This window comes from Chryseobacterium sp. UF-290, from assembly GCF_058245615.1.
Genome location: NZ_JBSICB010000003.1, coordinates 36,620 through 54,989, shown reverse-complemented (window position 1 = coordinate 54,989; position 18,370 = coordinate 36,620). Strand labels below are relative to the sequence as shown.

Annotated in this window: 17 protein-coding genes; 11 read left to right on the top strand and 6 right to left on the bottom strand. The window is 38.0% G+C overall.

Going from position 1 to position 18,370, the window contains the following annotated elements:
• Positions 1-204: 204 nt before the first annotated feature.
• From AC4IF5_RS04200 to AC4IF5_RS04180, 5 genes are all read left to right on the top strand, one after another.
• A complete protein-coding gene (locus AC4IF5_RS04200) occupies positions 205-3,552 on the top strand; it encodes a methylmalonyl-CoA mutase family protein (protein WP_490731987.1) in 3,348 nt (1,115 codons plus the stop codon).
• Positions 3,553-3,754: 202 nt separating this feature from the next.
• Positions 3,755-4,531 carry a hypothetical protein gene (locus AC4IF5_RS04195; RefSeq protein ID WP_490731985.1) on the top strand — a complete coding sequence of 259 codons (777 nt, stop codon included), beginning with the start codon at positions 3,755-3,757 and terminating at the stop codon, positions 4,529-4,531.
• 61 nt (positions 4,532-4,592) lie between these two features.
• A complete protein-coding gene (locus AC4IF5_RS04190; protein WP_490731983.1) occupies positions 4,593-5,303 on the top strand; it encodes a Dph6-related ATP pyrophosphatase in 711 nt (236 codons plus the stop codon).
• A 266-nt stretch (positions 5,304-5,569) separates the two neighbouring features.
• Positions 5,570-6,676, top strand: coding sequence for a serine hydrolase domain-containing protein (locus AC4IF5_RS04185; protein WP_490731981.1), 1,107 nt, complete (start codon positions 5,570-5,572; stop codon positions 6,674-6,676).
• Between the two features lie 26 nt (positions 6,677-6,702).
• Complete coding sequence (locus tag AC4IF5_RS04180) at positions 6,703-7,230, top strand: 2'-5' RNA ligase family protein (RefSeq protein WP_490731979.1); 528 nt, start codon at positions 6,703-6,705, stop codon at positions 7,228-7,230.
• Positions 7,231-7,269: 39 nt separating this feature from the next.
• Here the strand turns inward: AC4IF5_RS04180 and AC4IF5_RS04175 are convergent, their stop codons facing one another.
• On the bottom strand, positions 7,270-8,631 hold the full coding sequence (locus AC4IF5_RS04175) for a T9SS type A sorting domain-containing protein (RefSeq protein WP_490731977.1): 1,362 nt from the start codon (positions 8,629-8,631) through the stop codon (positions 7,270-7,272).
• Between the two features lie 2 nt (positions 8,632-8,633).
• Complete coding sequence (locus tag AC4IF5_RS04170) at positions 8,634-9,125, bottom strand: hypothetical protein (protein ID WP_490731975.1); 492 nt, start codon at positions 9,123-9,125, stop codon at positions 8,634-8,636.
• A gap of 312 nt (positions 9,126-9,437) precedes the next feature.
• Here AC4IF5_RS04170 and ruvC point away from each other — a divergent pair, with 312 nt between their 5' ends.
• Entirely contained in the window at positions 9,438-9,992 is a 555-nt protein-coding gene (gene ruvC, locus AC4IF5_RS04165) for a crossover junction endodeoxyribonuclease RuvC (protein ID WP_490731973.1), read from the top strand.
• A gap of 29 nt (positions 9,993-10,021) precedes the next feature.
• On the opposite strand, the gene AC4IF5_RS04160 is transcribed toward ruvC, so the two are convergent.
• Complete coding sequence (locus AC4IF5_RS04160; RefSeq protein ID WP_490731972.1) at positions 10,022-11,920, bottom strand: zinc-dependent metalloprotease; 1,899 nt, start codon at positions 11,918-11,920, stop codon at positions 10,022-10,024.
• A gap of 224 nt (positions 11,921-12,144) precedes the next feature.
• On the opposite strand from AC4IF5_RS04160, the gene AC4IF5_RS04155 reads away from it, so the two are divergent.
• The 5 genes from AC4IF5_RS04155 (at position 12,145) to AC4IF5_RS04135 (ending at position 15,420) form a co-directional block, all read left to right on the top strand.
• Positions 12,145-13,215, top strand: a complete 1,071-nt coding sequence (locus AC4IF5_RS04155; protein WP_490731970.1) for a DUF4407 domain-containing protein — start codon at positions 12,145-12,147, stop codon at positions 13,213-13,215.
• Between the two features lie 148 nt (positions 13,216-13,363).
• On the top strand, positions 13,364-13,540 hold the full coding sequence (locus tag AC4IF5_RS04150; RefSeq protein WP_490731968.1) for a bacteriocin-like protein: 177 nt from the start codon (positions 13,364-13,366) through the stop codon (positions 13,538-13,540).
• Positions 13,541-13,848: 308 nt separating this feature from the next.
• A complete protein-coding gene (locus AC4IF5_RS04145) occupies positions 13,849-14,442 on the top strand; it encodes a phage tail protein (protein ID WP_490731967.1) in 594 nt (197 codons plus the stop codon).
• Between the two features lie 4 nt (positions 14,443-14,446).
• Positions 14,447-15,133 (top strand): T9SS type A sorting domain-containing protein, encoded by a 687-nt coding sequence (locus AC4IF5_RS04140; RefSeq protein ID WP_490731965.1) that lies wholly within the window; start codon positions 14,447-14,449, stop codon positions 15,131-15,133.
• A gap of 89 nt (positions 15,134-15,222) precedes the next feature.
• Positions 15,223-15,420 carry a KTSC domain-containing protein gene (locus tag AC4IF5_RS04135; RefSeq protein WP_490731963.1) on the top strand — a complete coding sequence of 66 codons (198 nt, stop codon included), beginning with the start codon at positions 15,223-15,225 and terminating at the stop codon, positions 15,418-15,420.
• A gap of 52 nt (positions 15,421-15,472) precedes the next feature.
• Here the strand turns inward: AC4IF5_RS04135 and guaB are convergent, their stop codons facing one another.
• The 3 genes from guaB to AC4IF5_RS04120 all read right to left on the bottom strand — a co-directional run bounded on the left by guaB (position 15,473) and on the right by AC4IF5_RS04120 (position 18,361).
• Positions 15,473-16,933 (bottom strand): IMP dehydrogenase, encoded by a 1,461-nt coding sequence (gene guaB, locus AC4IF5_RS04130; protein WP_490731961.1) that lies wholly within the window; start codon positions 16,931-16,933, stop codon positions 15,473-15,475.
• Between the two features lie 188 nt (positions 16,934-17,121).
• Entirely contained in the window at positions 17,122-17,826 is a 705-nt protein-coding gene (locus AC4IF5_RS04125; protein WP_490731959.1) for a hypothetical protein, read from the bottom strand.
• A gap of 31 nt (positions 17,827-17,857) precedes the next feature.
• Entirely contained in the window at positions 17,858-18,361 is a 504-nt protein-coding gene (locus AC4IF5_RS04120; RefSeq protein WP_490731957.1) for a DUF4252 domain-containing protein, read from the bottom strand.
• Positions 18,362-18,370 lie beyond the last annotated feature (9 nt).

The window sequence follows — 18,370 nt, the reverse complement described above, 5'->3', positions numbered from 1 at the left end:
TTTGAGAATTTGAAAATGGATTCATCTGAAAATAAAAACCCTGTCATTCACTTTAGTCATGAGCATCCCGGTTCTTAAACCAAAACCGGGGATTTTCAATTACATACAGACATCCAAATAAATGAAAATCAACAATATAAAATCAAACACAAGGTTCTTTTTTTATTGTTATATTTGGAAACTTAGAAACTTTCTAGAATTTTTATGGAAACCCAAAAATATACTCCAACCAACAAGGTAAGAATCGTAACGGCTGCCTCTTTATTCGACGGGCATGATGCCGCGATCAACATTATGCGCCGTGTCATTCAGGGCACAGGATGCGAAGTGATCCATCTAGGACATGATAAATCAGCAGAGGAAGTTGTCAACACAGCGATCCAGGAAGATGCCAATGCAATTGCATTAACATCCTATCAGGGTGGTCACAACGAATATTTTAAATATATCTATGACCTGTTAAGAGAAAAGAACTCGCCACAGATCAAAATTTTTGGCGGCGGTGGCGGTGTAATTCTTCCGGAAGAGATCAAAGACCTGATGTCTTATGGAATCGACAGAATTTATTCTCCGGATGATGGTCGTGAGCTTGGATTACAGGGAATGATCGATGATCTGGTACACAGATCAGATTTCGCTACAGGAAAAGATGTTACGGCAAAGGACCTGGACAATATCAGTTTTGAAAATCCGTCAAGCATCGCCCAGATCATCTCTGCCGTTGAAAACTTTTCAGAGGAAAAACCTGAGTTGGTAAAAGCCATCGACGAACAGTCAAAAGACCTGAATATCCCGATCATCGGTATCACAGGAACCGGAGGTGCCGGAAAGTCTTCTCTGACAGATGAGCTTGTACGCCGTTTCCTGCGTGCCAATACCGATAAAAAAATAGCCATCATCTCTATCGACCCTTCGAAAAAGAAAACAGGAGGAGCTCTTTTAGGAGACAGAATCCGTATGAATGCAATCAATGATCCGAGGGTTTATATGCGCTCTATGGCAACCAGGGAGAACAATGTTTCCGTGTCGCCATTCATCCATTCTGCACTGAATGTACTGAAGCTGGCTCATCCGGATGTGATCATTCTTGAAACTTCGGGTATCGGACAATCAGGTTCAGAAGTTTCTGACTTTGCTGATGTATCGATGTATGTAATGACTCCTGAATATGGAGCTTCCACACAGCTGGAAAAAATCGACATGTTGGATTACGCAGACCTGGTAGCCCTGAATAAATCAGACAAGCGTGGTGCGCTTGATGCGCTTCAGGCGGTAAGAAAACAGTTCCAGAGAAACCATCTTCTATGGGAAAGCCAATTGGAAGATATGCCTGTATATGCTACAAAAGCATCCCAGTTCAACGACCATGGCACCACAGAATTATACAACAGGCTTGTTTCGAAAGTCAATGAAAAGTTTGCCGATTTAAACTTAAAAACTTTCATCGAACAGGAGATCACAGATGAAGTAACCATCATTCCTCCAAAGAGAGTACGTTACCTTTCTGAAATCGTTGAAAACAATAAGCAATATGACGCTAACATTGAAAAGCAGGCAGAACTGGCCAGAACAATGTATCATATTGAAGGGGTAAAAAATATTATTTCCAACGAAGCTCTGGATACTGAATACCAAAAGGCCGAAAAAGAGCTTCAACAGGAAAATATCGACTTCCTGCAGACCTGGGAAGACACTAAAAAAGCATTCCATGAAGAGTTTTATTCTTATTATGTAAGAGGAAAAGAGATTAAAGTTGAAACCTCAACTGAGTCTTTATCTCATCTGAGAATTCCGAAAATAGCGTTACCAAAATACAACGACTGGGGAGACCTGATCAAATGGAAAGGCCAGGAAAATCTTCCGGGAAGCTTCCCTTACACGGCAGGAATTTATCCGTTCAAAAGAACAGGAGAAGATCCGACAAGGATGTTTGCCGGGGAAGGAGGTCCTGAAAGAACCAACAGAAGATTCCACTATGTTTCTGCAGAGATGCCGGCAAAACGTCTGTCTACAGCTTTCGACTCTGTAACATTGTATGGGCAGGATCCTGCTTTACCACCGGACATCTATGGAAAGATCGGAAACGCAGGGGTTTCTATCGCGACATTAGATGATGCTAAAAAACTGTATTCAGGATTTGATCTTGTCAATGCACTGACTTCGGTTTCAATGACGATCAATGGACCTGCACCAATGCTGTTAGCATTCTTTATGAACGCTGCTATCGATCAGAATGTTGAAAAATATATTAAAGAAAACGGTTTAGAAGCCAAGGTAGAGGCTAAGCTTAAAGAAAAGTTTGATGATCAAGGTTTGGAAAGACCCAGATATAACGGAGAACTTCCCCCATCCAATAATGGTCTGGGACTACAGCTTCTAGGAATTACCGGAGATGAAATAATCCCGGCAGAAGCATATGCTGAAATCAAGGCTAAAACGATCGCTACTGTACGGGGTACGGTTCAGGCTGACATTTTAAAAGAAGACCAGGCTCAGAATACCTGTATTTTTTCTACTGAATTCGCCTTAAGATTAATGGGTGACGTTCAGGAATATTTCATCAGAGAAAAGGTAAGAAACTTCTACTCTGTTTCCATTTCAGGATATCATATTGCTGAAGCAGGCGCCAATCCTGTTTCTCAGCTGGCCTTCACATTAGCCAACGGCTTCACTTATGTGGAATATTATCTGTCAAGAGGAATGGACATCAATGATTTTGCTCCTAACCTATCTTTCTTCTTCTCTAACGGTATCGATCCTGAATATTCAGTGATCGGACGTGTCGCAAGAAGAATCTGGGCAAAAGCGATGAAACTGAAATACGGAGCAGATGAAAGAAGCCAGATGTTGAAATACCACATTCAGACTTCAGGGCGTTCATTACACGCTCAGGAAATCGATTTCAACGATATCAGAACTACTCTTCAGGCGCTTTATGCCATCTATGACAACTGTAATTCTCTTCACACGAACGCTTATGACGAGGCTATTACAACTCCTACCGAGCAATCTGTAAGAAGAGCAATGGCCATCCAGCTGATCATCAATAAGGAATTAGGACTCGCTAAAAATGAGAATCCGCTTCAGGGATCGTTCATCATTGAAGAATTAACGGATCTCGTAGAAGAAGCAGTGTATGCGGAATTCGACAGAATCACAGAAAGAGGAGGTGTTTTGGGGGCCATGGAGACTATGTATCAGCGCTCCAAGATCCAGGAAGAATCTATGCATTACGAATGGCTGAAACATACCGGAGAGTATCCGATCATCGGAGTAAATACTTTCTTAGGAAAAGACGGTTCACCAACTGTGCTTCCGGGTGAAGTTATCCGTTCTACCGAGGAAGAAAAGCAGGCCCAGATCGAATCACTGCACAACTTCCAGAAGGCTAACGAAAATAAATCTGAAGAAGCGTTGAGAAAGCTACAGCACGCTGCCATCAACCAGCAAAACTTATTCGAAGTGATGATGGATGCTGTGAAATACTGTTCTTTAGGACAGATCACCAATGCATTATTTGAAGTGGGTGGCAAATACAGAAGAAATATGTAAGTCCTTTAGGACAACTATTTATAAATCAAAACGAGGCTGTCTCAAAAGTGTCATTCTGAATGAAATGCAATGTAATGAAGAATCTCAAACAACTGACCATCAATGAGATTCTTCCTTCGTCAGAATGACAAAAGCCGAATTATCTGACTTTTGAGACAGCCTCTTTTTTTTGTATTTTTAATGCATAATTAAGACTTTGCCAATGTCGAGAAAATTTCAAATTAAAAAGCCGTGTAAACAGGTTTGGGATGATATGCAAGATGTAGCCGGTGGTAAATTTTGTGATATATGTACAAAAAAAGTTTGGGATCTTGATCATTTTTCAGAAGAAGAGATTGACAAGATGTTAAAACGTGACACTATCTGTGGAAAAAGATCACTTTTAAAACCTACTTTTTCAGGTGTATTTTTAGCATTGACACTCACATCAGTAATCTATGTAAATGCCCAAACTGAAAATAAGTCCATCACTGAAAACGTCTACCAAAAAAATATTACAATAAGTGGTAAATTGGTTTCTAAAGAAAACGCTAAATTAACCTCAGGAGAAATTTCTCTGGTAACCCTGGAGAAACTGTATAGCGCAAAGGCAGATGGTCATGGAAATTTCACCTTAACTTTTCCTGAAAAAGCATTAACCGAGTATAATATTATCAGAATTGATTATACAGCTTTAGATTCAGGCAATAAAGAATTTACCGATTATAAGTCTTCAATTTTTAAAACCAATGAGTTGCTGGGAAAGCAAAACTTTGAAATTGAAGAAAAATATGTAACCATAGGAGGTATTTACACTACTGATCATCAGCCTCCCAATTATTATTTTTTGGATGGAAAAAAAATAGGAAAAAGAAAATTTGAAAAAATAAAAAAGGAGCATCCGGAATATAAGCATTTCGCATTCTACGATGAATTAACTGTTCAGAAGCTAACTAAAAAAAGCTTTGTAGATAATCTTTATTTACTTTATTCTAAGTAAAAGTCTATGAATCCCCGAAAAATGATCAGGGATTTTTTATTTTTGCAAAACAATAACTCTGATGAAGCCAAAAGCCCTATTCAACTGGAGCAGCGGAAAAGATTCTGCCCTTGCCCTTTACAAAACATTACAGGAAGATCATTATGAGGTAACAACTTTGCTTACCAGCATCAATCATGAGTTTCAACGAATTTCCATGCATGGCGTACGTGTTTCTCTTCTGGAACAGCAGGCTTCTGCACTTGGAATTCCTTTGGTAAAGATGGAGCTTCCTCAAGATCCTTCTATGGAGGACTATCAGGCTATAATGAATAAAACAATGGGTGAAATTCAGGCCCGGGGAATTACTCATTCTATTTTTGGGGATATTTTTCTGGAAGATCTCAGAAAATACAGGGAAGAACAGTTAAATAAAATCGGGATACAGACTGTATTTCCTCTTTGGAAACGCAACACATCTGACCTCATCAATGAATTTTTAAGTCTTGGCTTTAAGACCATTGTAACCTGTGTGAATGGAACTTATCTTGACAAAAGTTTTGCAGGAAGGATCATTGATCAGCAATTTCTTGATGAACTGCCTGAAACGGTTGACCCATGTGGAGAGAACGGAGAGTTTCATACTTTCACCTTTGACGGACCTATTTTTACCAATCCGGTTCAGTTTGAAATTGGAGAAACGGTAAAGAAAACATACCCTAAACCAAAAACTGAAGCTGGAGAAGAGGATAGCGAATATATTTTCTGGTTCTGTGATCTGATTTCAAAATAATTCCAGGAGCCACCACAAATTAGCTCTGACTTTTTTGCCACGAATGCACGAATCCTTTTGCAAATCTAAAGGTATTCGTTGCGATTAAAAAATTAAAGCCATTATAAACAAAAGTATTTCATTACAATTCATACGTGATATCCCGATATGAATGAGGTTTTTTTCCTGTTATTTTCGCATGTTAGCACGCATTTTGCATCGCTTAAGCCTTCTGAAGATTTTAGTATCTTTATGAGTACGAAGATAATCTTAAAAAATAAACACCCGTGATTAAAAATTTAGCATTCCTGTCCCTTTTCTTTTTTTTATTTTCCTGTAAAACTGAACCCTCTCAGCCTCCTATTGATAAAAAAGCCATTGTTGACTCCACGATCACCGCTTTTCAAAAGACTTTACTGGAACAGCAGATCGACTCTGTCTTTAAAAAGTATCATTTCAACGGAAGTATTGCCGTTTTTAAAGATTCTTTACCGCTTTACAGAAAGGAAAACGGATATGCTGACTTTAAGAGAAAAGTAAAAACTGACAGCAATACTGTTTTTGCCATCGGTTCGGTAAGTAAACAATTTACCGCTGTTCTCATTTTGCTCCAAATGGAACAAGGAAAACTGAATGTTACCGACAAAGCATCAAAATATTTAAAGGAATTCCAGATCAAAGAATATGAAAATATCACGATTCATCAGCTTCTTAACCACACTTCAGGATTAAATATGCTGGGTGGAAAGCTGATGTTTAAAAGCGGTGCCGGTTTCTTTTATTCCAATGACGGGTTTAATGCGCTTGGAAAAATTGTGGAAAAAGTTACCGGAAAATCATATGATGAAAATGTTCTTGAACTTTTTAAAAAGGCAGGAATGACTCAATCTTCTACCGGAGATATTTTTAAGGGGAATAATTTTGCCAGCGCTTATCTAGGTACTGCCGGGAAGTTTCAGGAGGTACCGAATATGCCGGGCAGATTGGGAGGAAAAGATATTGGAACTCCTGCCGGAGGGATCCTCTCTACCATTCAGGATCTTCATACCTGGAACAATGCTCTTTATGGCGGAAAAATTTTAAAGCCTGAAACCCTTCAGCAGTTTATGGCAAAAAGTGCTGAAAGACATCACGCCATCTTTGGTAAAATGGGCTATGCCTATGGTATCATGCTGAATATCGGCAAACCAAATTCTTATTTTCACAGTGGCTATGTCAAGGGGTCTCCTTCTTTAAATATTTATTATCCTGATACAAAGACTTCAGTAATCATCTTATCCAATATTGCAGATGAAGAAAAAGGCAAAGCTTTTATTTTTAAACCGCATATAGAGGTGAAAAAGATCACAGACAATCTTGAAAATACATTAGCAGAGCTGAAGGAAAAAAAATAAGTACCTTTACGATTCATTTCAAGGGTATGAAAAAGCTTTATTTTATTGCCATTTATCCTCCAAAAGAAATCGTTGAGGAGATAAAGGTTTTTAAAAAAGATCTGGCGATTCACTATGGCAATTCCAAAGCATTAAAAAATGATGCCCATATCACTCTTTTCCCTCCTTTTTCCAGAGAGATGGAATTGGAACGTGATATTTTTACTGCATTTGAAAAGATCGATACACAAATGCCTCCGTTTGAAATTGAACTCAATGGTTTTGGAAGCTTTCCCAATCCTAAGAATCCCGTGATCTTTGTACAGCCGGAACAGAACTTGAACTTAACTGATCTTTATCACAGAGTAAAACAGCGGTTTAATTTTATGAAGTATTCCTTCGCTCCACATATGACTGTAGGCTACCGGGATCTGACCTGGGAGAATTATCTTAGGGCCTGGGCCCAATATCAGGCAAAAGAATACAAAACTAAATTCATAGTTGATAAAATCTCCTTGCTTCGGCATGATGGGAAATGGGTTTCTATTGCGGAGAAAAAACTGGAAATATTATAGAAAAAAAATCGACTGTGACAGCCGATTTTTATCTTCATTTTATTCTTTTATTATTTTCTGAGAGATGATCAGGGTCTTGCCTTCAGTTACATTCAGCAAATAGGTACCTGCCGGGGCATTTCTAATATCTATCTGTATGGTTGACGGATCTTTTAATTCAGATCTGCCAGAGAACAGCTTGCCTGAAGCATCATATACTTCTACTTTGGTATTTTTTGAAAAATCCTGTTTACCTTTAAGATAAAATTCACCGTCTGTAGGATTAGGATAGATACTGTACCTTCTTTCTTCCGCTTTTACTTCTGAAAGTTTAAGGGTAGATTTATTCAATGTCCATGTAATGTTTGTAAAATGAACCGTACTATGGTTATCTACTTTCAAAAGCGGGTTGTTATCCGTTACTGAAAAAAGCAAAGTATTATTGCCATTATTCAGTTGAGAAGGAGTAATAGTAACCGTATTTCCTGTCTCACTGAGCGCTGTTCCGTTCAGTTTCCAGGAATTCAGCAGTGTATTGGGGATAGGGAGAATTTCAGTAACGGTAAAAGTAACGTTAGCGGTAGCATCTACGGAAGATGTGTTTGCAGGAGTATAAGAATCTACTGGAGATACCAATGAGTGAATTCTTTCAATGATGGCTTCTTTACAAACGGAGCAGAACTGCTGATTGAGATACCTCATCTCACAGCTTTGATGGGGTCTGAACCAGGTTGGACTTTCCGCATGAGGATATATTCCCACTCCGTTTAAGCCAACCCAATTTTTCCATTTTATGGTAGAAGGGTTAGAGTTTTGTGTTTTGTTGGCCGATTCCAGCGAACCCGCGAACCAGTATTCATCAGCCAGCTTCCCAAATGAGTGTCCCAATTCATGCACTACGATCTCATTGGCAGAAGTATTCAATGACGCGAACGCATATGTTCCGCCACAACCTCCATATTCAGGAGAGTTCCCCAATACATAGGTAATGTCATAGTCAGGAATATTGGCGGCTAAGACCTGACCTACTTTATTGGTAGTACTGCTATAGATGCATCTATGAACATTCACATCAAAGGTTGAGCCCAGAAAATTATTAGGATTAGATACCGGAATTACCGGCTCTGTAACATCTGTTGCCGTTCCCGGATGCTTCACCCCGGATTCTGCAGAAACCACTTTTACAGCATAGGCATTAAAGTAATTTTTATATTCAATGTAAGGACTTTTTGTAAAAAGATAATTAACCGTTGTCTCCGCTGATGAAACAAAAGATGCCTGTTGGGCGCTTGTAAACCCATCTCCCAAAACGGCAATAACGATCCGTTTACTATTGTCACCATTCTGTAAAAGCGGAACCGTTTCGAATACCTGCGCAAAGCAGCTGCTTCCTATAAGAAGGGATAATAAAGCTTTTTTCATAATTATAGTTTTTGTGTGAATAATAATTGCACTCCTGAATCGGTCACTTTTTCAACTTTCACAAGCTGAACATTTTCAGAATAGGAAAACCTGGCACTGAATTCCGTGCTTTGAAGAGTGGCTTTATGTCTGGAAATCTCTTCTTTTTCATATACTTCCATCACAGGATTCAAAGGATCCTTTATCAGCTGTTTTCCCATTTCTTTACCACCGGCTTCTGCTATCGTAATGATAAAGTCCCCTTTCTCAACCTCAGTTCGATCAAAAGAAGGAGCAAGCTTAAGTTTCCCTTCAGAGATCTTACGGTCCTGAAGGATTATTTTTTCATTTCCGGACTGGTCTTTATCCGCTTTAAAGAACAGATAGATAATACGTTCACCTTTTACTGAGACAGCCGGCGATCCGGTTTCAACCAATTGTGATCCTCCGTTCTCTTTCTGAAAACTACAGAACAGAAAGACGGGAATAATGAATAGATTAAGTACATTTTTCATATTATATTTATTTAAGGTTAGCTTTTATAAGGTAAAGAAGCCTGAGGCTGGAAGAGGGAAGTTACTGAAGCCCAAAGAGCTGCTATGTCTCAATTCTTATTGTTTTTTTAAACTAATTTTTGGATTTTAGGAGAACTATTGGGAGCTATACTTCCCAAAATTCCTCCCAAACCTCCATCTTCCAACCCATCTTAATCTTAATTTTCTTAATCCAAGCTCATGTTAAAGTTAATAAAGTTTGAGATATTATGAGATCTTTTCTCCGATAATTTTCTACCTCTAAAGAACTCAGAAAGTCCTATCTTTGAAGCAATGATTTCAGAGAAAATAATTTTAGGGATTGACCCCGGAACAACGGTAATGGGATTTGGCATTATCTCCGTCAAAAAAGGTAAAATGGAGATGATCTCCATCCATGAACTGATCCTAAAAAAATACCCCAACCACGAAACCAAGCTCAAATATATTTTTGAAAGAACCCTATCTCTTATCGATGAATTCCACCCTGATGAAGTAGCCCTGGAAGCTCCGTTCTATGGAAAAAACGTACAGAGTATGCTGAAACTGGGCCGTGCACAGGGAGTCGCTATGGCTGCCAGCCTCTACAGAAATATCCCCATCACTGAATATTCTCCCAAAAAGATCAAAATGGCCATCACCGGAAACGGAAACGCCAGCAAAGAACAGGTAGCAGGCATGCTTCAAAATCTTCTTAACCTAAAAGAATTTCCAACCAAATACCTGGATGCTTCCGACGGTCTTGCCGTTGCGGTATGCCACCATTTTAATTCCGGAACCATTACAGATACAAAATCATACTCCGGATGGGAGAGTTTTTTGAAGCAGAATCCGGATAGGTTGAAATAAAAAAGCCCTTAAAGAAGGGCTTTTAATGCTTAATTATTTAAGAATTTTTTGGACTCTTTTTTGTTTTTATCTGAGTAATTGATAATAAATATTCCTTTTGGAAGGGTTCTGTCGATCTGGATCTCATTGGTTTTGGTATTTCCTTTCTGAATAAGCTTACCACTTAGATCATAGATCTGATAATCTCCAAATATATCATTTCTGTTCCCTGACAGCTTCAATTTATTTTCCGCTTTTACATATACTAATTTTGAATCTGGGCTTGTCTTCGCTTCTGAAGTTCCCAGAGTTCCTGTAATTTTTATGGCATAATCTTCCATCTGGCCATATTGTAATTGCGAGCAGGCAGTCATATCCGGTAAGTTAACTCCGTTAAATGTTGCAGCATCTACAGCAACTCTCATCCTTAAATAAGTATCTGTTACCGCATTGGCTGGAGGTGTAATATTATTGGTAAGGGTAAGTCCTCCTCCTGATGCTATCGTAGCTGACAAGTTGTTCACAACCAGTTCTGCCTCATCGAACACTCCGTTATTATTATAATCTATCCAAACCTTCGTAATAAATTTATTGGCCTGATTGAAACCATTTTCATAGCTTACCTTTAGTGGCGTGCTTGAATTCAACGGGATTTCTGTGTAATAAGCCGGTCTTATACAGCTTGCTGTACTATAGTCTTCATAATATTTCGGAGCAGGTTCATCAGAATCATATCCATTAGTCATACTATTGATCGAACCAAACTGAACTCTTGTAGGGCCAATGGCAAAATTATTATTGGCAGGATTTACAATTCCCGGTGGATTACATTGTGCTGCTATTACAGAAACAGAAGATGGAATTACAACAGATGGATCCTGCCCGGCTGTTGAACTAAGTAAGTTTTTTCTGTATTCCATCATCAGCATAATTGCCCTGTCTCTCTGACCTTCTGTAAATTTACGGTTAGAATTGGTATAATTCATTACATTATATTGGGTACCGTCATAATTCTGGTTGGTGCAAGGGTCTATGCTCGTATTGCCAGGAACAGCTACACCGTACATACTTCTTGATGGCGAAGTATCACAAACGCGGTCTCCATCCGTTGCACAATTGTTATTTACCGGACATGAAGTCTGATTTGTATAATTAACTCCCTGGAAAGTATGATACAGTCCGAATGCATGTCCAAGCTCATGAGTAAGCGTAGTATCATGCAGATTTTTTAAAGTGGCTACTTTCATGAAACTTTCATAAAAATAATCATAAGACTCCGGGAATCTTGCATATCCCATCAATCCACCTGCATTTTGCTGCTGCCCATCAAAACCGATAACAACATAAATATTAAAATAAGATGTTTCCGGCCAGTGTGGTGCCATTGCTTTTATATCCGATGCATTAGCACCGTTGCCTCCATTGTTGGAATCAACTCCTCTTACATCATATAAAGGAATAGTGCTCCCATTATATCTTACAATACCAGTCGTTGGGGTACAGTTTGGAGATCTTTTTGCCAATACCAGTTTAAAAGGAATTACATTTCCCCCTGTTGCTCCTGATCCTTCCGGATAGAAGCCATTTCCATACGTAGTAGCATACATTTTATTGGCTCTGTCAATCCAATCTATAATATTCTGATCTGTAAGGCTTAAATTAGAATTTGCCGCAGCACTTGATTCAATAACGTGTACTACGATCGGAATTTCAAATACCTGGCCGGTATAGAGTCCATTCCATGAAGTAGCTCCACCTACTTTATTAAGAAATGACTGTTTGTCCATATTTCTCAACTTAGTTTCCACTTCTTCCCTTCTCTTTTTCAGTTCAGGAAATTGTGCATCCATCTTTTTCAATTCCTCATCAAAACCACAGTAATGATCATGACTCTGAGAAAAAGCATTATAAAACAAGAATACTAACAAAATGATAGTAATTTTCTTCATATTTCATATATTTTTTAGTTATCTAAAAACAAAAATATCATTTTAGATTCAATATATCAAAATAAACTACTGTTTTATCCCCACCTTTTCTTTAATACAACAAAACAATATAATCATGTCTCTTACAACAAATTAATAAATAAATTCAAATTACTTGGTAAAACATAATACTATCTTTTACATTGGTATGATTTTTAGTATTACATTTGTATAAATTTTCATGTATGAAAACAAAACAACAAACTATAAATCAGGGGAATCATAAAATAAACTGGTTCCAGCAGTTTCTGATGGTATGTTCCGGCGGAAATATCCATATTTTAAGAAAGACTCCAAGTGAATGGAATAAATTTTCAGGCATTGGAGGGATTGTCCTTTTCACTGCAGTATTTGCCACTTTGTCTGCAGGCTATGCCATGTATACCGTTTTTGATAACATATGGGCCGCTGTAGGATTTGGAATTCTTTGGGGATTAATGATCTTTAATCTTGACCGCTATATCGTTTCTTCCATTAAAAAGACAGGAACATGGTGGAATCAGATTCTGATGGCTATTCCCCGTCTGATCCTTGCCACATTTTTAGGAATTATCATTTCCAAGCCTTTGGAGCTTAAAATATTTGAAAAGGAAGTCAACAAACAGCTGAATACGATCATTCAAAGGAACAAAAAGCAGCTTCAGGGAGAAATGAACGGAAGAATTCTTCAGCAGAGCGGACCTTTTGAGACAGAAAAGCAACAGATTTCTGGAAAAATAGCAGAATACCAGAAAGCTTATGATTCAGCTTCTGTGGAGCTTGAAAAGGAAATCTTAGGGAAGCAGTCCGGCTTAACCAGTGGAAAGGAAGGCTATGGACCGAATGCCAAACGTAAGCAGGAACTGAAAGAACAGCGCAGGCAGGATCTTGAGAATTACCAGAAGCAGGCAGCTCCAAGACTGGAGTATTTGGATAAAGAAATTTCTAAAGTATACACCAACCTGGAAACAGAGAGAAAATCTACGGAAACCTTTGAAGATAAGTTCAACGGGTTTGCAGCCAGACTGCAGGCATTGGATGAGCTTGGGAAGAACTCTGCCATCATTGGGCTGGCAGCTACTTTTATCATGGGATTATTTATCTGTTTGGAGATCTCTCCTGTATTGGTAAAGCTAATTTCGCATGTAGGACCTTATGATTATCTTTTAGAAAAAACAGAAAATGATTTCAGGCTGTATTCCAAAGAAAAGGTTGAGAAAGGTAATGCCCTGACTGATTTCAGGATTGATGATTTTAAAGATAATTTGTATAAATAATTTTACCGACATTCATGAATCTCACCTTCCTGTTAGCCCGGGAAGGTTTTTATTACAAAAAACTTTTATTAAGAAATATGAATAAGTTGTAATAAAAAAATATAAATTTGAATAACTACAACAAATTAAAATCAAAAAATTAATTACTATGAAAAATTTAAAAAAGGTTTCAAGAGAAAGCTTAAAAAGCATCAAGGGAGGATTTAAAATGTGTAACAGTGAGCTGCCAAACTTCGGATGCGGTGACGCGGAATTTTTTTGCTGTGGACCCGGAGGATGTAGAAGAATATCAGATCTGCCACCGGGATCTTGTGTCATTTTATAATTGAGAATATTACAAAAACTTATACCGATACGATGAAACACTTGTATCCAAATAAAAAAGTCATTGCAAACGCAGTGGCTTTTTTCATTACCGGTAGTCACCATTTAAATAAATAACTTCAGGTTTGTTTATATCATGTGATGCTAAAAGGGTTCATATGCAGACATCTAATTAGAGAGAAAATCTATAAAATTTTAAAATAAAATTAATAAAATCTAATATTTAATATAAAAAATTAAATATTTTTCTATTTATCAATCATTTACGCAAAATATTTTCTAATTTTATATAACTAAATCCTTGTTATCATGAAAAACTTATTTTTTACATGTACATTGCTTATCAGCAGTGCATTTTCTTCTGCTTTAAAAGCACAGGCATCAGAACCTTTCTTAGGACAAATTGCATTTGTACCTTATAATTTCGCTCCAAAAAACTGGGCAGAATGCAACGGACAGATCATGTCTATCGCTCAGAATCAAGCACTTTTTGCTCTTATTGGCACCACTTATGGCGGAAACGGAACCACAACATTTGCTTTACCGGATATGAGGGGAAGAGTGCTTGTTCATAACGGTCAGGCTCCGGGAGGTTCCACGACTTATTCAATGGGACAGATCGGTGGTAGTGAGAGTGTGACTTTAACGGTAACACAAATGCCTGCTCATAATCATACAGTAAATGCCGTAACTGCTGAAGGGAATCAAAACACCCCTACCAATAATCTGCCTGCAGATACAAAACTGCTTGATAAAGAATATTCTGATACAGCAGCAAATACAACCATGAAAGCTTCGATGCTGAATACTACAGGAGGTAACCAGCCTCATGAGAACAGACCTCCGTTTATTACCCTCAAGTGCATTATTGCCTTGAATGGAATTTTCCCAACACAAAACTAATATTATGAAAATTCTTTACTTATTATGCCTGTTTGCAGGAAGCTCAGCTTTTGCACAGACCATAACTTTTAACGGATGTCATAATCTGTTTAATGATCAAAGTTTTGTTTTCAACAAAACAGGAGTAGATGCTTTCAGTAAAAACATCTACATGACAACCCCTATTAATGATCAGCAGCCTTGTGACGGATTAGGAACCTGTGAATTTAAAATTCAATGGAACAACACGCTTACAAGATGGGAATTTCTTGGTGATGAGGGAAACGGGACCTTTACCAATCCTTATTTAATTTATTATAACTCAACAGGAAATAATTCTCTTCCTTTACCGCCTGGGAACAACGTGGGAACATGGGTTGAAAATACGGCTGTGACAAACGGGGAATGTGGCGGAAACCTTACGGTTGCCAACTCCACAATAACAGGAGATGTACAAACCACAACATTGGGAACCTCGGAACTCACCAAAAATAAAATGCAGATTTTCCCTAATCCGGCTTCAGATTTCATCCGTATTGCAGGGTTGGATAGCGGACGGACGATCCAGATTTATGATATTAACGGGCGTCTTGTAAGGTCAGATATGTTTGATTCCAAGATAGATGTTTCTCAGCTTACACCAGGAATCTATGTATTAAAAGTTATGACCAAAGACCTTCAGCATTATGAATTTAAATTCCTGAAAAAATAAATTGTTGAAAGCAATAAACCGGGTTAAGCTTTCGGGTTTCCGGAAGCTTTTTTATTTTAACTCAGGAACATTTTTTGCATCTGTATTGTATGCCTTCAAGTGTTGTAAATCATTTCATCTATTTTCCGGGAACTGAAATATTGAGAATTATATATCAGTCGGGAGCAGTATATGATTATCTTCGGGTACCGCCGGGTATTGTGGAAAAATTCGGAAAGGCAAGATCTAAAGGGAGCTTTCTGAATAAAGTGATAAAGCCAAGATTTAAATATACCAAAATCAGATAAAAAAATGCCTCCGGTCAGACAGAGGCATTTTATATTGATATTTTTTTAATTCCTATAAAGAATAGTTCGGAGCTTCCTGTGTGATAATTACATCGTGCGGGTGAGATTCTTTCAATCCGCTTCCTGTGATCATTACCAGTTTAGAATCTTTTTGTAAAGCTTCAATATCTTTAGCTCCACAATATCCCATACCTGCTCTTAAACCTCCGGTCAACTGGAAGATCACATCTTCTAATTTTCCTTTATGAGGCACTCTTCCTTCGATTCCTTCCGGAACGAACTTTTTAGCTTCACTCTGGAAATATCTTTCTTTTCCTCCTCTCTTCATCGCAGAAAGGCTTCCCATTCCCTGGTAAGACTTGAATTTTCTTCCCTGGAAGATAATTTCTTCTCCCGGAGCCTCATCTGTACCGGCTAAAAGTGAGCCCAGCATCACTGCTCCTGCTCCACTTGCAATAGCTTTTACAATATCTCCCGAAAGTTTGATCCCTCCGTCAGCGATTACTGTTACATTCTGAGATTTAGCATATTCGTATACGTTATAGATCGCAGATAGCTGAGGAACTCCCACTCCTGCAACCACTCTGGTTGTACAGATAGAGCCCGGTCCTACACCTACTTTAAGAACATTGGCTCCCGCCTCTATAAGATCTTTTGCCGCTTCTGCAGTTACGATATTTCCCCCTACAATATCAAGGGTTGGATAGGCTTTTCTGATTTCGGAGATCTTATCTAATACTCCTTTAGAGTGCCCGTGTGCAGAGTCAATAGCAACAATATCAACACCGGCTTTAACCAAAGCTTCAATTCTGTCCAGTGTATCTTCACCTACTCCTACTCCTGCTCCTACAATAAGACGGCCATTCTGATCTTTATTGGCGTTCGGGTATTCCAACTGATTATCAATATCCTTGATCGTAATTAAACCTACAAGTTTATTATCTTTATCTACAATCGGAAGCTTTTCAACCCTGTTCTTTAAAAGGATTTCTTTTGCCTTCTCAAGATTGGTATCCTTGTCTGAAGTGATCAGGTTTTCTTTGGTCATGATCTCTTCGACTTTCATCTCAAGATTTTCCTGATATTTTACATCTCTGTTGGTAATGATTCCTATCAGAATATTATCGGCGTCTACCACAGGAAGTCCTGAGATCTTATATTTCGACATCATATCTTTGGCTTCTCCTAAAGTATGATCTTTGGAAAGGGTTACCGGATCAGAGATCATTCCGTTTTCGGAACGTTTTACACGGTTTACCTGCGCTGCCTGTTCAGCAATCGTCATGTTTTTGTGAATAAATCCTAAACCTCCAACTCTTGCCAGGGCAATTGCAAGGTCTCCTTCAGTAACTGTGTCCATCGCAGCAGAAACTATCGGAACATTCAGCGTGATTTTGTCGGTAAGTCTTGATTTTAAGGATACCTGGTTAGGTAAAACTTCTGAATAAGCAGGGACTAGAAGAACGTCATCGAAAGTGATGGCTGTCTCTACAATTTTGTTATGAATAGACATCTTTACTTTCTTTGCAAAATTAGGCTATTTTGACGACATATGAAAATCCTTTTCGATAGTTTAAATAAAAATTAATAATCAATAACTTAAATCAAAAAACCGCTCTTTTTAATCAGAACGGTTACGGTACAAAATAATTGAAAAGTATGAAACTACTTGTTTGTATATTATATGATCATGTCAAAGGTTTATTTAACGGGTTTCCCATTTTCATCTACATTTTCAATATGAGTCTGGTTATTTTTATCAATATATAATTTTAGCCTTACTTTTCCTTTGGTATCACGGATAAAGACCCCTACATCACCATCAGCTGTTTTACCAGCAAAAAAACGTTCATTGGTAAGCTTACCTTCTTCCCGAAGCTTTGCATAGGCTTTTTTACTTGCATTAGGATCATTCAGCTTTTTCAGGGAATCTTCAAACTTAATGATATCTTCTAAAGGAAAGTTATCCGGACGGTCCCAAAGCTTTAAGCCATATACTCTTTTTTTATCTTTTCCAGCTTCTTCAAGATACTGGAGCTGCATAATCTGATCCGTGTTTCTCTGATCTACAGAATACACCATTCCCGATTCTTTTTCATTGGCATCATACACAAGCCCTCCACACTCATCACCCAAGGAATTGAAGAAAATAAGCCCAGCTTCTCTTTCCCTGGGTTTCATCGCTTTATGATTAACCATTCCGGGATGCTGGCGCTCTTTATTACTGATGACCATTTTTAAGGTTCCATCTTTCTCAACAATATTGATACGCTCTACATCTATCTCCTTAAAACGTTCATTGGAATACTGATTTTTAAATGCGAGAAAAAAGAACATCACACACACTACAGTAAGTACGGCAGCATAGATTTTAAGAATACGGATTTCTCTTATTAATTTTTCCATGCCCGGATAGTTTTCGAGATTAATTGTTTTATTATTTATCTGTAACAGAATTGATCATTTTTGAGATATCGTTAGGGGTAAAATTCCCCTTTACATCTACAAATACAATTTCGTTAGTACGGGAACCTAAAGTGATCAGCATATTTTTAATGGCTTCTCCATCCTGTTTTACACGGATATTGATATTATCCCCGTCATGTTTTATGGTAGCCCACTCTTCATAATGATTATCATTTAAATACCGTGTGTAATCATTAAGCAATTTTTCACTTCCGTTCGATACGGTGAGTATCTTTATTTTGGAAGCTTTCTTCACCAGATTGATCGTTTCTTCACTTTCGCCTTCTTCTTTCAACGCTTTTTTAATGTAAGATTTGGCCAAAATCATCGGTACATTAATGCTCGTGAATTTCGCATCTTTGAAATCATACGCAGAATTTGAGAAGAAATCTATATTCGGTTTTTCGGAAACGATACAGGACTGAAGGGTGAATATTGTCAGAAGGGCTATAAAAATGTTTCTAAGAGTTTTCATGGCAATCAT

Excerpts from the sequence above, each read along its gene's own strand:
- AC4IF5_RS04175 (WP_490731977.1), bottom strand. The coding sequence starts at position 8,631 with ATGAAAAAAGCTTTATTATCCCTTCTTATAGGAAGCAGCTGCTTTGCG.
- AC4IF5_RS04195 (WP_490731985.1), top strand. The coding sequence starts at position 3,755 with ATGTCGAGAAAATTTCAAATTAAAAAGCCGTGTAAACAGGTTTGGGAT.
- AC4IF5_RS04145 (WP_490731967.1), top strand. The coding sequence starts at position 13,849 with ATGAAAAACTTATTTTTTACATGTACATTGCTTATCAGCAGTGCATTT.
- AC4IF5_RS04135 (WP_490731963.1), top strand. The coding sequence starts at position 15,223 with ATGCCTTCAAGTGTTGTAAATCATTTCATCTATTTTCCGGGAACTGAA.
- AC4IF5_RS04150 (WP_490731968.1), top strand. The coding sequence starts at position 13,364 with ATGAAAAATTTAAAAAAGGTTTCAAGAGAAAGCTTAAAAAGCATCAAG.
- AC4IF5_RS04125 (WP_490731959.1), bottom strand. The coding sequence starts at position 17,826 with ATGGAAAAATTAATAAGAGAAATCCGTATTCTTAAAATCTATGCTGCC.
- ruvC (WP_490731973.1), top strand. The coding sequence starts at position 9,438 with ATGATTTCAGAGAAAATAATTTTAGGGATTGACCCCGGAACAACGGTA.
- guaB (WP_490731961.1), bottom strand. The coding sequence starts at position 16,933 with ATGTCTATTCATAACAAAATTGTAGAGACAGCCATCACTTTCGATGAC.
- AC4IF5_RS04200 (WP_490731987.1), top strand. The coding sequence starts at position 205 with ATGGAAACCCAAAAATATACTCCAACCAACAAGGTAAGAATCGTAACG.
- AC4IF5_RS04120 (WP_490731957.1), bottom strand. The coding sequence starts at position 18,361 with ATGAAAACTCTTAGAAACATTTTTATAGCCCTTCTGACAATATTCACC.
- AC4IF5_RS04140 (WP_490731965.1), top strand. The coding sequence starts at position 14,447 with ATGAAAATTCTTTACTTATTATGCCTGTTTGCAGGAAGCTCAGCTTTT.
- AC4IF5_RS04160 (WP_490731972.1), bottom strand. The coding sequence starts at position 11,920 with ATGAAGAAAATTACTATCATTTTGTTAGTATTCTTGTTTTATAATGCT.
- AC4IF5_RS04180 (WP_490731979.1), top strand. The coding sequence starts at position 6,703 with ATGAAAAAGCTTTATTTTATTGCCATTTATCCTCCAAAAGAAATCGTT.
- AC4IF5_RS04170 (WP_490731975.1), bottom strand. The coding sequence starts at position 9,125 with ATGAAAAATGTACTTAATCTATTCATTATTCCCGTCTTTCTGTTCTGT.
- AC4IF5_RS04190 (WP_490731983.1), top strand. The coding sequence starts at position 4,593 with ATGAAGCCAAAAGCCCTATTCAACTGGAGCAGCGGAAAAGATTCTGCC.
- AC4IF5_RS04155 (WP_490731970.1), top strand. The coding sequence starts at position 12,145 with ATGAAAACAAAACAACAAACTATAAATCAGGGGAATCATAAAATAAAC.